Origin of the sequence: Acinetobacter sp. WCHA45, assembly GCF_002165255.2 — a bacterium.
Lineage (GTDB): Bacteria > Pseudomonadota > Gammaproteobacteria > Pseudomonadales > Moraxellaceae > Acinetobacter.
In genome coordinates, this window is sequence record NZ_CP028561.1 from 1183383 (window position 1) to 1196477 (window position 13095).

Sequence of the window (13095 nt, forward strand, 5' to 3'; positions counted from 1 at the left end):
TTAGTTTGAGTTTGACCAATCTTCAAGTTTTGTACCTTTTAAGGCATGGTCAATATGTCGATTCATACGAAGTGCTGCAAAGGCATCGCTGTGAATTTTAAGTTGTTGAACAGCATGTTCAATCGCTGCAAGCTCATCGGTTTTAAGACGAGTTTTTAACGCTTCAGCAGCAAGAATTAGATCTCGTGCTTGTTGTTGAGAGAGTAAATCGGTATCTGCTTTTAACGCTTGTTCTAAAGCTTCCAACTCACGTTGTGCTTCCACTTTTGTTTCTTGCAGATGGCGCAATTGTTTGTCTTCTTCCGCATGTTGGAAACCTTCAACCAATAGGCGTTCAGTATCTGCTGCAGATAGACCATAAGATGGTTTGATATCAATTTGCGCTTGAACACCAGAAGTGGTTTCTTTTGCCGATACTGTCAGTAAGCCATCCGCATCAACTTGGAAGGTTACTTCAATGCGTGCTTGACCAGCAGTCATTGGTGGGATGCCATGTAAAACAAAGCGACCCAATGAACGACAATGCTCGACTAAATCACGTTCACCTTGTACCACATGAATCAACATCGCTGTTTGTCCATCTTGATAAGTGGTGAATTCTTGACGGCGAGCTACAGGAATTGCGGTATTTCGTGAAATCAAACGTTCAACCAATCCCCCCATGGTTTCTAGACCAAGAGAAAGTGGCGTGACATCAAGTAATAATGAACCATCTTGACTGTTGCCAATGAGCTGGTTGGCGGTAATAGATGCGCCAATTGCAACGACTTCATCAGGATTGATCGTACAGAGTGGTTCACGTTCAAATAATTCGCGTACAGCTTTTTGTACGGCATATGAACGTGTTGAACCACCTACTAAAACCACATGTTCGATTTCATCGAGTTCAAGTTTAGCATCACGCAGTACACGTTTACATACACTCATGGTTTTATCGAGTGCAACTTGAATAATCGATTCAAAAGTTGGGCGATCTAAAGTGAGGCGATCATCCAGTAATTTTAATTCAGCAGATTCATGATCTGTTAAATATTCTTTGGCTTGACGCGCTGCAACAACAAAAACAGCATATTCTTCATCGCTTAAAGTTTCGATATTAAGCTGTTTTTTTGCCCATTTTACGATTAAGCGGTCAAGGTCATCACCACCAAGCGCGGTATGTCCACCAGTCGCAAGAACTTCAAAAACACCTTGTGAGAAACGTAAAATAGAAACGTCAAATGTACCACCACCAAGGTCGTAAATCACGTAGTTACGATCGGTGCTCAAGTTAGTATCTTGGTCTAATCCATAGGCAACAGCTGCCGCAGTAGGTTCATTCAACAAACGTAAAACATTTAAACCTGCAAGTTGAGCAGCATCACGTGTCGCTTGGCGTTGTGCTTCATCAAAATATGCTGGAACAGTGATCACTGCACCGTTGATAGGGTTCTTTAAACTTGCTTCGGCACGATCTTTTAACTGTTTTAAAATGTCTGCAGAAATTTCGACAGGCGTTTTACGACCAGCAGTAGTTTCAAATGCTGGCATCTCATTTTCTGCACCAACAAGTGTATACGGATGCTGGAATTTGATATCTGCTTGTGAGCGACCCATAAAACGTTTTACTGAAACAACAGTATTTTTGGGGTCAGTCATCATAAACGGCTTGGCTTCATAACCAAACGTCGTTGAATCTTTTGCGTAATGAACAATCGACGGCAGTAATACACGATCTTTGTCATCTTGCAGAACTTTCGGTTTTCCCGATAGCACTGTCGCCACTAAAGAGTGGGTTGTCCCTAAGTCAATGCCGATCGCAATACGATGTTGATGCGGAGCAGTAGATTGACCTGGTTCAGCAATTTGCAAAAGTGCCATGCGTGAGGTATCCCTTGAAAATATTTGGTAACAGCGGATTAAAAATCATCATCGAGATCGAAGCTATCTTCTTCGTCCAACATACGATCTTCAGCTTTATCAATATCATTCATTACACGTTGAAAAAAACGTAGTTTACGAACGGTATCACGAGCCTCAGCCCAGTCTTCTTCAGCAAAATCAATTTTAAATTCACGAACTAACCCGTCAATCCATTGCTGAACTTCAACTTTTAAGGTGCGAAGTTGCTCGGTAGAGGCGGCCTCATCAAGCTGTTCACGCATTTCGAGTGCAGATTGTAAAAATTCAAAATCGCTAATGGACTGATCCAAGTGATGATCTTGTTTTTTTAAGCCAAGTAAATACGCCGCACGACTATCAACTTGTGAGAGCACTTTATACGCTTGATTGATTTCACTCGACTTGATCAATGCTTGATCTTTGTCAGTGGCTTTATCGGGATGATATTGCTGTTGCAAACTTAAAAATTGTTTTTTTAAAGCTGCTAAATCTATATCGAGTGCTTCTGGTAATTGGAACAACTCAAAATGATTCATGGGAGATGAATTCCGCTATTAATAAATACGTTAAAACAGTGCGGAACACACTGTTTTGACGAAAAAAAAAGAGGGTGTTGCTAGTTAGACGGTAAATGATTCACCGCAACCACATTCACCTTTTTGGTTAGGGTTGTTAAATTCAAAGCCTTCATTCAAACCATTTTTCACATAATCCATCTCTAAACCATTGAGATAAACAAGGCTTTTAGGGTCAACAAAAACTTTAACACCGAATTGTTCAAACACTTGATCATGTGTATCGATATCATCGACAAACTCAAGTACATACGCCAACCCAGAACAACCCGAAGTTTTCACACCAATACGAATGCCTTCACCCTTACCGCGGTTTTGCAGGTAATTGCTGATGTGAGTCGCAGCATTTTCAGTTAAATGGATCATGAAAACTCCAATATTATTTCGGTCATCACACAGCTTTCGCTTTCTTACCACGATAGTCTTCAATCGCAGCTTTGATTGCATCTTCAGCCAATACTGAGCAGTGTACTTTTACTGGTGGAAGCGCAAGCTCGGTCGCAATATCAATGTTTTTGATTGCTTGAGCTTCATCAAGTGTTTTACCTTTTAGCCATTCAGTTACAAGAGAGCTTGATGCGATTGCAGAACCACAGCCGTAAGTTTTGAAGCGAGCTTCTTCAATTACGCCATTGTCATCGACTTGAATTTGTAAACGCATCACGTCGCCACATGCAGGTGCGCCGACCATACCTGTACCTACGTTTTCTGCATTTTTGTCTAATACACCAACATTACGAGGGTTTTCGTAATGATCAATTACCTTTTCGCTATAAGCCATGTCGCTTCTCCAAACCTCGGGGTCAGCCTAATATTAATATGAGGGTTAAAACATACTTTTCAATGAAGTGCTCAATAGAGCACCTTATAAATTAGTGTTCAGCCCATTCAACTGTTGAAAGATCAATCCCTTCTTTGTACATATCCCAAAGCGGAGAAAGTTCACGTAATTTCTCAACAGCAGCTTTGGTAATTGTTAACACATGATCAATATCTGCTTCAGTTGTGTATTTACCAAAACTGAAACGAATTGAACTATGTGCCAACTCGTCAGATAAACCTAAGGCACGCAATACGTATGATGGTTCTAAAGTTGCAGATGTACATGCTGAACCACTTGAAACGGCAGCATCTTTTAATGCCATCATCAGTGACTCGCCTTCAACGAAGTTGAAGCTAACATTTAGATAGTTTGCAACGTTCTCAGTCGGATGACCATTCAAGAACACTTGCTCAAGGTCTTGAAAGCCATTCCAAAGTTTGTCACGTAGGTGGCGAAGACGCTCTTGTTCTGCTTGCATGGTTTTCCCAGCAATTTCAAAAGCTTCACCCATACCTACAATTTGATGAGTTGCTAAAGTACCAGAACGCATACCGCGCTCATGACCACCACCATGCATTTGTGCTTTTAAGCGAACACGTGGGCTACGGCGGACAAATAGAGCACCAATTCCTTTAGGACCATAAATTTTATGACCAGAGAAGCTCATTAAATCAATTTTCATGGTTGAAAGATCGATTTCGACTTTACCAGCGGCTTGTGCTGCATCAACGTGTAAGAATGTTTTATTCGCACGTGTTAACTCGCCAATAGCCGCTACGTCAGTAATGGTGCCGATTTCATTGTTGACCATCATCAGTGAAACAAGAATGGTATCTGGACGTAAAGCCGCTTTCACCATCTCAGGCGTAATTAAACCTGTACGTGGTTCAGGTTCTAAATAAGTAATTTCAAAACCTTGTTCTTCTAGCTCGCGGCAAGTATCTAACACTGCTTTGTGTTCGATTTTACTAGTAATGATGTGCTTGCCTTTTGAACCGTAAAACTGAGCAATACCTTTTAGTGCTAAGTTGTTAGATTCAGTTGCACCAGAAGTCCAAACGATCTCACGTGGATCTGCTTTAACTAGGTTTGCAACTTGTTCACGTGCATATTCAGCTTTTTCTTCAGCTTGCCAACCATAGGCATGCGAGCGTGATGCAGGATTACCAAAAGTCCCTTCGAAGGTTAAACATTCCATCATACGTTGTGCAACTTCAGGAAGTACTGGTGTTGTTGCTGCATAATCAAGATAAATTGGACGTTTCATGTCAAATACCTGTAACCGATAGGAGGGCTGAATCTAAACTTGCTGAGTTTTGACGTAGTGAAACAGTTTGAACGTTGTCACGTGCAATTAAGTCTGCAAGAGAAATTTTTGAAAGATAATCGGCAATATGGTGGGAGAGTTCTTGCCATAAGTCATGCGTTAAGCACATTGCACCATTTTGGCAGTTACCTTTATGGTCACAACGTGTCGCATCGACAGTTTCATTTACAGCTTCGATAATTTCTAGCACAGTGATTTCAGCAGCATTGCGTGCAAGATGATATCCACCGTTAGCACCACGAACGCTTGAAACTAACTCATGACGCTTAAGTTTCGCGAATAACTGTTCTAAATAAGCGACTGAGATGGATTGGCGTGCTGCTATTTCCGCAAGCGTGATCGTTTGTTCAGTTGGCTGCAAAGCTAAATCAAGTAGAGCAGTCACTGCGTAACGACCGCGAGTTGTAAGGCGCATGATTCGATACACATGGTTAGACTAGATGTCTAAATTTTATTAATTCCGACTAAAATAGTCAAGTTTTAAATTGTCATTATCAGTGTGAAAAGTGAAATATATTTGAATTATTGTATCCACATAGTATAAACAAAAAAGGCAATAAAAATAAAGCTCAATACAGCAAAGCTAATATTGATCAGGCGCTGGCGTTTTTGCATTCGGTGAATACGGTTTTGATATTGTTTAACTTCAACCAATAATGAGTTGATCTCAGAGCGTTGCTGATCAATTTTATCAAGCAATGGCGCGATTCGTTGCTGAGACGCAATAGCTTCTGCATCATTATCAAATGCATTGAACCATTGTTTCCAATTTGCGAATATACTCGTGAGTGTGAGGTGAGGGATTAAATCCATCACATCTTCTTGAAGTCTTGCATCACCTAAAATACGCATATTGTAAATACTGCGCTGATTATTAAATACGAAAATTTTAATCAAATCGATGAGTGTGCTATTTATTTCTAGATCAACTTTTCGATCTAGTGCTTTCATATCAAATAAAATTCCTTTTTCGGTAAATTGGACATAAAAGTCAAAAAAAGGAATATAGCTGTTGATTCGAATGGTAACTTTTTCATCGATAAGCTTTTTCGCTTGCAAGCGTAAAGTTGCATCATGCGTGAGAATGAATGAAAAAAAAGTTTCTAAAACAATGATGACAATGTTTAGCAACAAATGGGGGTGTTTATGTCTTTGTTGCGTATCACTCATAGGTCTCTTTGTCCTTGCCAATCACACTATAAATTTCATAAAGCACGTAAATCTGAGTATCCATACTCAATTGTTAAAAATAATTTACATGACTTTATTGCTTTGTAGAACAGTTTTTTAAAACGATCAAGTCTTAACTTTGATATTATAAAAACATTTTTATGGTTAAATACGACATACTGTTTGTAAAGTGTTTGGGAGTAATGGTTAATGGACAACTCAAATGTAGAACACCCAACTGATGAGGCAGAGGTAAAAACTAAGCTAAAATCAAAGAGTTCTAAAAAATCTGCCCTTGATTTCAAAAAGTATACGCAACAGATTTGGCTGGCTGGATTAGGTGCTTTTTCACGCGCCGAAGAAGAGGGAAATAAATTATTTGACTCTTTAGTCAAGGTGGGTGAAGAGCTAGAATCCAAGACCGTAGATTTTGCTGATAGCACTGTTGGAAAAGTAACTGAGAAAGCCAAAGAATCAGTGACGGATACTAAAGATAAAGTTGAAAAAATTTTAGACACAGGTGTGAATCATTCGTTGAATCGTATTGGTCTAGTCACTCCAAAAGATCTCCAGCATATCGAGCAACTTTTAGTTCAGCTACATATTAAAGTAGATGCATTGATTGAAGAAAATAATCTATTAAAGAGTAAATTGAATAAAAAGTAAAAAATATAGGCACTCGTCTGTTTATGTGGTTTTTGAGTATTTATTTTTGCTAAAAAGCCTTTCTAGTATTGCGTTCTCCCCTAAAGCATTGCTATAAAGGCGGCATGGCCTTTTAAACTATAGCCTTGGATCTTAACAAACGATATTAAGAGGATATTTTTTATCATGAATAAATCAGAATTAATTGATGCGATTGCTGAAAAAGGGGGAGTATCTAAATCGGATGCTGGTAAGGCACTCGATGCAACGATTGCGTCAATCACTGAAGCACTTAAAAGCGGTGATACGGTTACTTTAGTTGGTTTTGGTACATTTAGCGTTAAAGAACGTGCTGCACGTACTGGTCGTAATCCTAAAACAGGTGAAGAGCTTCAAATTAAAGCAAGCAAAGTACCTAGTTTTAAACCAGGTAAGGGTTTAAAAGATTCAGTTGCGTAATCTTTTTAAATCAGAAAACGCACCATTTTGGGTGCGTTTTTTATTTATTGAATGAAATACTTTATTCAGCATTCATTCGCTTTGGTTTTTCAGTTAAAATTGCCCCGAAATAAAATATTGGAATACTTATGGAATCATTTCGTACAGTCATTAAGGGTTGGCTTGGCAAAGTCCTATTAGTTTTGTTTTTGACCCCTTTAGCGCTTGTAGGTATTGAAGGATATTTTAGCGGCAGTAATAAAGCAGACGTTGCGAAATCTGTTAACGGACAAGATATTTCTAATAAAGACTTGGAAAGTGCGACTAAAAATTATAAAGATCAATATTTATCAATGGTTAAGGGTGATGAGTCTCTTTTAAATCAGTCCGTTATTCAGCAAAAAGCTTTAGATGCGCTGATTGCACGCTCTTTATTGCAACAACAGGCAGAAAAATTAGGTATTTCTTTAAGTGATACTCAGCTAGAGCAAATGTTGGCACAACAACCAAGTTTCCAAGAAAATGGAAAGTTTTCTCAAAAGTTGTATGAAAATTATTTACGTTCAGTTGGAATGACTAACCAAGCTCTAATTGCTAGCCTGCGTCAAGATCATGCCCTAAAAATGATTTCATCGACTTTGTTAGATTATGCGTTGGTAAGTCAATCTGATTTACATCAGCTTGCGAGTTTGCAAACAGAACAGCGTACTTTGCATTTAGCAAGTATTAAGTTGGATGATTATAAAAAAGGTTTGACTGCGTCGACTCAAGAAATAACAGAGTACTACAACAAGCATAAAAATGAATTTAAGCAAGTTGCGAGTGTTGATGTTGACTATGTGGTTTTAAGCCCAGCATTATTGCCTCAAACTAATTTAAATATCACTGATGCTGATTTACAACAAGCTTATAAGGCTTTTGTTGAAAAGCAGCAGAAAGATGCAAAACGTGAAGTTAAGCATATTTTAATTACAACTGATGCGCGCGATGCGGCAGCAGCTCAAAAAATTGCGAATGATGTTTATGCCAAGATTCAAGGTGGAATGTCATTTGCTCAAGCGGCTGCACAATTTTCTGAAGACCCGACTTCAAAAGCACAGGGTGGTTTAGTTGATGCTTACGCGCCAGGTATTTTCTCAGCCGACTTTGATAATGCGGTTAATGGATTAAAGAATGGTGAAGTTTCTAAGCCTGTTAAAACACAATATGGCTACCATATCATTGAAGCAAATGCACCAGTTACAAATATTCCTTCATTTGAGAGTGAGAAAGCTCGCTTAACAGCTGAAGTGCAGAAAGCAAAAACTGCAAATTTATTTAGCGATACTGTAAATAGCTTAAATGAAATGGTTGTGGGCAATGACTCTTTAGAAGCGGTTGCTCAAGAAGTGAAGGGTGCTCGTGTTGAATCTTTAAATGGGGTGACCTTAACTACTCAAAACCCTTATTTGAGTGATTTAAATGTTAAAGCAAAACTGTTCAATGATGATGTGAAAAACGGTGACCGTAATGCATCTTCTAATATTCAGTTAGCGAATGGTGATACGATTTGGATTAAAGTCCGTAATTACCATGCAGCGGGTGTTAAACCATTAGATCAAGCGACTGCTGAAGTAAAAGCAAAAGTCATTGATGCAAAGGCATATAAAGCTGCTCAAGCAAAAATTTCAAAGATTTTAGCTGATTTTAAAGCGTTACCTGCTGCACAAGTTGTTGCAAAATCACAAGTCACTTTTGAAGATGCAGGTACATTTGCACGTTCTCAAGGTTTAAAGCGTGCAATTGAACGTGCTGCTTTCAGTATTCCAGCGCCAACTAAAGAAGGTATGTGGTCTGCTACGACAGCAAAATTACCTAATGAGTTGGTTATCGTTGCAGTTTCAAACGTGAATACTAATGCTGCAAATGAGTTACCGCCAGAACAAATTGCTGAGTTAACTAAGTTGTATCAGCAGTTCCGTGGTCAGCAGTTACTAGAAGACTATACTGATTATTTAAAATCACAGGCGAAGATCAAATAAGTTTGATCTAAGCTTTGAAATTTAAAAAGCCAGTTCTTATGAACTGGCTTTTTTGTGCATGATAAGCATTATTTTTTCTGAATAAATTTAGCTTCTTCGGATTGTGGATATTGGTTAAGCAACTTTGTTTTATACTTATTGGTAAGAGCAGTGTTTTTATCGACTTCTTTTGCAATGCTATAAAGTTGATAAACCGCTCGAGAAGCTTTTGCTGAATTGGGATAGCGTGTTACCACGATATTATAGTTTTGTTTGGCTGCTTTATAGTCAACAGGTTCAACCGCTAAATAAAACTCAGCTAGCCAAAAGTAAGCGTTTCCAACATAAATTCCATTTGGGTGGTTTTTAATGAAATTTTGCATGGGTTGGATGGCTTTTTTTGCACCACCTTGTTTGTAGGCATCTAGAGCAACCGTATATGCTGCTTTTTCTAGCTCAATTTGGTTGGTGGTATTGCTTGTGGTAGCGGTATTTGACTTCGGTTGTACGGCAGGTGTCTGAGAGACTGTGTCTTGTTTTACAGGACTAGGAGCTGTTGATGTGGGTGCAGATGTTGGAGCTGAGTTTGTTTCTGTTTTTACTGTATCAGTTGTCGTACTATTTTCTGGTTCTGTATTTTCTTCTGGCGGGTCAATTTTTTGAGAGAGTAATTCTAAGCGTTGATCTAAATCTGTATAGCGATTTGCCAACTCTTTTTTCAGTTGTTCAATAGAATTGTCATGCTCTTCTAATTGTCCTCGTAATTTTCGAACTTCTTCTTCTAGTTTTTGGTTCTTTTGAATGAGATCCCAATTTAGGTTTGCGCCAGGATTAGAGATATTTGTGTTATCTGCAATCGTCTGGCTCAGTGCACGAGATTCAATGGGAACATTTGCATATAAATGTGCGCTAGCGAGTAAGGCAGTAAAAAGTACGGAATACTTTTTTAGCATAAAAATTCATCCATAAAGTTAAAAAGCCGTGAGCGAACAAGTCCTCATGTTTACTTGTGGCACACTAGATCTATGTTTTTGATTTAGTCATTAAAGCAGCAACTCATTTAAATGCAATAAGCATTTACAATCTTCAAGCATTTTTCGAATAAAGAAATTATCTGTTGTTTAATGTTTATACATATTTAAATTAAACGGATAATATAGAGATAGATTTTGCTGATGAAATAAGCAATTGAATCAAAAAGTCACTTAAAAACAGATACAAGTCTTGCAACTCAGGTAAAAATCTCTATACTTTGTCAGGCAATGGTAGCCCTGCTGGTAGCTTCGCAATTGTACTCTACGAACCCCGCCAGGACCGGAAGGTAGCAACGGTAGTAGAACTATGATGTGCCGAAGTAATGCTAGTGGGGTTGCCACCATTTATTCTTCATCGCTCGTTCGAGCAATTGCTTTCATAATTATTCCCATATCAAATCCTCGGTACTGTAAGAATCTAATTTGTCTTGCTTTTAGTTTTGGATCTGTCTCTACTTCTATTCCAAATTTCTTTATTTTGAGTTGATAAGCTTGATCTAGCCAATCGACCTCTGAAAGTTCTTCTTTAATAAGTTCTGTATCGAGTTGTTTTGCTTTTAAAACCTGTTTAATTCTTTGTAATCCTTTACCTTTTCTAAGTTGACTGGCCAATGTGAGTTCTGCAACACGTTGGTCGCTTTGGTAATTTTGTTGTGCTAATTCATCAACTAGATTTGCGACTTCTTCTGGATTGATCGCATATTGATTTAATTTTGCTTCGAGATCTGCTTTGGAATAATCCCGACGTGTAAGAAGGGCAAATGCATAAGAGCGTAATCTTACACCTGTTAGTGTTTTCGGTTTCTCTATTTTTTCAGAATTAAACAAGTTTTATATCCTCTTGAAAGAAAAACGCCCCGAAGGGCGTTTCAGCTTAGCTTTCTAAAAAATCTGGTTCTTCTTCATCTTCAGTTTGAGCTGCTTCTTTGTTATTTTTAGTAAGAAGTTGTTCACGAATGACCTTTTCGATTTCTTGAGCCATTGCTGGATTTTCCTCAAAATGTCGAATCACGTTATTTTTACCTTGACCAATTTTATTGCCTTGATAAGAATACCAAGCACCCGCTTTTTGTACGATGTCTTGTTGAACAGCAAGATCAACCAATTCGCCTAACTGATTGGTACCTTTGCCATACATGATTTGGAACACAGCTTCTTTGAACGGAGGTGCCATTTTGTTTTTCACAACTTTAACACGCGTTTCGTTACCTGTGATCTCGTCACCTTCTTTCACTTGACCAATACGACGGATGTCTAAGCGTACAGAAGCGTAGAATTTAAGTGCATTACCACCTGTAGTGGTTTCTGGACTACCAAACATTACACCAATCTTCATACGGATTTGGTTAATGAAGATCACCATACAGTTCGAGCGTTTTGCATTACCTGTAATTTTACGCAGAGCTTGACTCATTAAGCGTGCTTGTAAGCCCATATGCGAGTCGCCCATTTCGCCTTCAATTTCAGCTTTAGGGGTTAATGCTGCTACAGAGTCGACAACGATTAAATCGATTGCACCCGAACGCACTAGCATATCGGCGATTTCGAGCGCTTGCTCACCGTGGTCAGGTTGTGAAACCAATAGATTATCAATATCTACGCCAAGCTTACGTGCATATTCTGGATCTAATGCATGTTCTGCATCGATAAAGGCACAGGTACCGCCATTTTTTTGACATTGAGCAATCGCTTGTAATGTCATGGTGGTTTTACCTGAAGATTCAGGACCATAAATTTCGATAATACGACCTTTAGGTAATCCGCCAATCCCTAATGCGATATCGAGAGTTAAAGAACCTGTAGAAACCGCTTCAACAGCTTGTACAGTATTATCACCTAAGCGCATCACGGTATTTTTACCAAACTGCTTTTCAATTTGGCTTAAGGCTGCTTGTAACGCCTTGCTTTTATTATCATCCATCTCAAAACCTCAAAACTTTATTTCTTAACGACTAACCCAAGTGGATGTACTGAATCTCAACTTGTTGGGACTTGAGTATAGTGGCAGATTCTAGTTGTATATTCCACATCTGATCTGTGTCAGTACGACACAAGATGACGCATCCAAATTAGAAAATTTTATTCATCATGATATGACCATGATTCTACATTTTCTTGTTTAAAACGATTGATATCACGACGATCTTTTTTACTTGGTCGGTGATCAGGTCGGGCTAGATTATGCAATTTTCGCTGTGATGCATGCAACTCTCTGCGTTCAATACTTTCAGGCGTTTCTTCATAAAGAAGTTGAGCCATGGGAGCACCACCTCGAACAGCTGATAGTGCTTTCACAACAACGGTCTTTTTCTCAAAACCTTGCTGTATGGTGAGTTCCATTCCAATACGCACGTCTCTAGAAACTTTAACGCGGTCATTGTTGTGATGGACTTTACCACCTTCAATTGCGGCTTTGGCAATAGAGCGAGTTTTAAAAAAACGTGCAGCCCAAAGCCATTTATCAATGCGCATGGCATCCATGCTGTCTGATTCATGCTGTTTTGGCATCTGTTACCTGTAAGTTGGTGTCAAGATAATCAAAGAGATTGGTTAAATGATCAAGTGATGGGTACGCTATTTCCGTGGCGAGTCGAGCGGGTTTAGCACTAGACGGTTGTAAAATGCTAAATAATTGGTTAATACCAAAACGTTCAGCACCTTGGAGTACCGCAACCGTATCATCAATAAATATTGCTTGAGCTGGATCAAATGGATGTATTTGTTGTAACTTTTGCCAAAAAGCGACTTCTTCTTTGGCATGCCCAAGCTCTTCACTACTGATCATGACTTCAAAGTAAGGGCTAAGTTCGACATTTTCAAGCTTCAGTTGTAAGCCTGCTCGATCAGCATTGGTCAGTAACCAACAGCGATAGCCTTGAGCTTTGAGTTGTTCTAATAATTCAAAGCAACCTGAACGCGCTTTGATTTTTTCTCGATGCTCGTATAGGAGTTGCAAAACATCGACTCCAACTTTTGTAGTCCAGTACGCAGAAGAATACCAAGATAGTGTATGCTTATGTTGTTGGTAAAATTGAAATAGTGTCTGTTTACTCTGTTCTAGAGTGCATTGGTGTGTTTGGGCATGACGTTCAGGTAAACAATGATTCCAAATAAAATCATCGAAGGCTAAATCGAGTAATGTGCCATCCATGTCGAACATGGCGATAGGCTGCTGCTGTAAATCTGAATATGACATAAGGCT

The 13095-nt window shown here is 38.9% G+C and carries 15 protein-coding genes and 1 other RNA gene; 4 read left to right on the top strand and 12 right to left on the bottom strand.

Going from position 1 to position 13095, the window contains the following annotated elements:
- The 7 genes from hscA to CDG55_RS07045 all read right to left on the bottom strand — a co-directional run bounded on the left by hscA (window position 1) and on the right by CDG55_RS07045 (window position 5776).
- Entirely contained in the window at window positions 1-1860 is a 1860-nt protein-coding gene (gene hscA, locus CDG55_RS07015) for a Fe-S protein assembly chaperone HscA (protein WP_087536859.1), read from the bottom strand.
- Between the two features lie 38 nt (window positions 1861-1898).
- Window positions 1899-2417 (bottom strand): Fe-S protein assembly co-chaperone HscB, encoded by a 519-nt coding sequence (gene hscB, locus CDG55_RS07020; RefSeq protein WP_005160815.1) that lies wholly within the window; start codon window positions 2415-2417, stop codon window positions 1899-1901.
- 84 nt (window positions 2418-2501) lie between these two features.
- Window positions 2502-2822 carry an iron-sulfur cluster assembly protein IscA gene (gene iscA / locus CDG55_RS07025; protein ID WP_005160812.1) on the bottom strand — a complete coding sequence of 107 codons (321 nt, stop codon included), beginning with the start codon at window positions 2820-2822 and terminating at the stop codon, window positions 2502-2504.
- A gap of 25 nt (window positions 2823-2847) precedes the next feature.
- Entirely contained in the window at window positions 2848-3237 is a 390-nt protein-coding gene (gene iscU / locus CDG55_RS07030; protein ID WP_004677862.1) for a Fe-S cluster assembly scaffold IscU, read from the bottom strand.
- Between the two features lie 91 nt (window positions 3238-3328).
- Entirely contained in the window at window positions 3329-4546 is a 1218-nt protein-coding gene (locus CDG55_RS07035; RefSeq protein ID WP_005160809.1) for an IscS subfamily cysteine desulfurase, read from the bottom strand.
- A 1-nt stretch (window position 4547) separates the two neighbouring features.
- Window positions 4548-5021 carry an Rrf2 family transcriptional regulator gene (locus CDG55_RS07040; RefSeq protein WP_005160806.1) on the bottom strand — a complete coding sequence of 158 codons (474 nt, stop codon included), beginning with the start codon at window positions 5019-5021 and terminating at the stop codon, window positions 4548-4550.
- A 107-nt stretch (window positions 5022-5128) separates the two neighbouring features.
- Entirely contained in the window at window positions 5129-5776 is a 648-nt protein-coding gene (locus CDG55_RS07045; protein ID WP_005160804.1) for a hypothetical protein, read from the bottom strand.
- Between the two features lie 210 nt (window positions 5777-5986).
- Between CDG55_RS07045 and CDG55_RS07050 the strand changes: the two genes are divergently transcribed.
- The 3 genes from CDG55_RS07050 (at window position 5987) to CDG55_RS07060 (ending at window position 8880) form a co-directional block, all read left to right on the top strand.
- The gene (locus tag CDG55_RS07050) at window positions 5987-6442 is read left to right on the top strand and encodes a phasin family protein (protein WP_005160802.1); all 456 of its coding nucleotides are present in this window, start codon (window positions 5987-5989) and stop codon (window positions 6440-6442) included.
- Window positions 6443-6607: 165 nt separating this feature from the next.
- Window positions 6608-6880 (top strand): HU family DNA-binding protein, encoded by a 273-nt coding sequence (locus CDG55_RS07055; protein WP_004661469.1) that lies wholly within the window; start codon window positions 6608-6610, stop codon window positions 6878-6880.
- 128 nt (window positions 6881-7008) lie between these two features.
- Window positions 7009-8880 carry a SurA N-terminal domain-containing protein gene (locus tag CDG55_RS07060; protein WP_005160800.1) on the top strand — a complete coding sequence of 624 codons (1872 nt, stop codon included), beginning with the start codon at window positions 7009-7011 and terminating at the stop codon, window positions 8878-8880.
- Between the two features lie 68 nt (window positions 8881-8948).
- Here CDG55_RS07060 and CDG55_RS07065 read toward each other — a convergent pair whose 3' ends face one another.
- A complete protein-coding gene (locus CDG55_RS07065) occupies window positions 8949-9812 on the bottom strand; it encodes a YbgF trimerization domain-containing protein (RefSeq protein WP_005160798.1) in 864 nt (287 codons plus the stop codon).
- Window positions 9813-10131: 319 nt separating this feature from the next.
- Here CDG55_RS07065 and ffs point away from each other — a divergent pair.
- Window positions 10132-10228, top strand: an RNA gene (gene ffs / locus CDG55_RS07070) — signal recognition particle sRNA small type.
- A gap of 10 nt (window positions 10229-10238) precedes the next feature.
- Here ffs and CDG55_RS07075 read toward each other — a convergent pair.
- The 4 genes from CDG55_RS07075 to CDG55_RS07090 form a co-directional block, all read right to left on the bottom strand.
- Window positions 10239-10721: a regulatory protein RecX gene (locus tag CDG55_RS07075; RefSeq protein WP_005160797.1), complete on the bottom strand. Its 483-nt coding sequence runs from the start codon at window positions 10719-10721 to the stop codon at window positions 10239-10241.
- Window positions 10722-10767: 46 nt separating this feature from the next.
- Entirely contained in the window at window positions 10768-11814 is a 1047-nt protein-coding gene (gene recA, locus CDG55_RS07080; RefSeq protein WP_004661473.1) for a recombinase RecA, read from the bottom strand.
- A gap of 158 nt (window positions 11815-11972) precedes the next feature.
- Window positions 11973-12401: an RNA-binding S4 domain-containing protein gene (locus tag CDG55_RS07085; RefSeq protein ID WP_005160794.1), complete on the bottom strand. Its 429-nt coding sequence runs from the start codon at window positions 12399-12401 to the stop codon at window positions 11973-11975.
- Window positions 12385-13089: an HAD-IA family hydrolase gene (locus CDG55_RS07090; protein ID WP_087536860.1), complete on the bottom strand. Its 705-nt coding sequence runs from the start codon at window positions 13087-13089 to the stop codon at window positions 12385-12387. The genes CDG55_RS07085 and CDG55_RS07090 overlap by 17 nt, the downstream gene beginning before the upstream one ends.
- Window positions 13090-13095 lie beyond the last annotated feature (6 nt).

Bases quoted from the DNA above. Each gene is read 5' to 3' on its own strand.
- hscA (WP_087536859.1), bottom strand. From the start codon at position 1,860: ATGGCACTTTTGCAAATTGCTGAACCAGGTCAATCTACTGCTCCGCAT.
- hscB (WP_005160815.1), bottom strand. From the start codon at position 2,417: ATGAATCATTTTGAGTTGTTCCAATTACCAGAAGCACTCGATATAGAT.
- iscA (WP_005160812.1), bottom strand. From the start codon at position 2,822: ATGATCCATTTAACTGAAAATGCTGCGACTCACATCAGCAATTACCTG.
- iscU (WP_004677862.1), bottom strand. From the start codon at position 3,237: ATGGCTTATAGCGAAAAGGTAATTGATCATTACGAAAACCCTCGTAAT.
- CDG55_RS07035 (WP_005160809.1), bottom strand. From the start codon at position 4,546: ATGAAACGTCCAATTTATCTTGATTATGCAGCAACAACACCAGTACTT.
- CDG55_RS07040 (WP_005160806.1), bottom strand. From the start codon at position 5,021: ATGCGCCTTACAACTCGCGGTCGTTACGCAGTGACTGCTCTACTTGAT.
- CDG55_RS07045 (WP_005160804.1), bottom strand. From the start codon at position 5,776: ATGAGTGATACGCAACAAAGACATAAACACCCCCATTTGTTGCTAAAC.
- CDG55_RS07050 (WP_005160802.1), top strand. From the start codon at position 5,987: ATGGACAACTCAAATGTAGAACACCCAACTGATGAGGCAGAGGTAAAA.
- CDG55_RS07055 (WP_004661469.1), top strand. From the start codon at position 6,608: ATGAATAAATCAGAATTAATTGATGCGATTGCTGAAAAAGGGGGAGTA.
- CDG55_RS07060 (WP_005160800.1), top strand. From the start codon at position 7,009: ATGGAATCATTTCGTACAGTCATTAAGGGTTGGCTTGGCAAAGTCCTA.
- CDG55_RS07065 (WP_005160798.1), bottom strand. From the start codon at position 9,812: ATGCTAAAAAAGTATTCCGTACTTTTTACTGCCTTACTCGCTAGCGCA.
- recA (WP_004661473.1), bottom strand. From the start codon at position 11,814: ATGGATGATAATAAAAGCAAGGCGTTACAAGCAGCCTTAAGCCAAATT.
- CDG55_RS07085 (WP_005160794.1), bottom strand. From the start codon at position 12,401: ATGCCAAAACAGCATGAATCAGACAGCATGGATGCCATGCGCATTGAT.
- CDG55_RS07090 (WP_087536860.1), bottom strand. From the start codon at position 13,089: ATGTCATATTCAGATTTACAGCAGCAGCCTATCGCCATGTTCGACATG.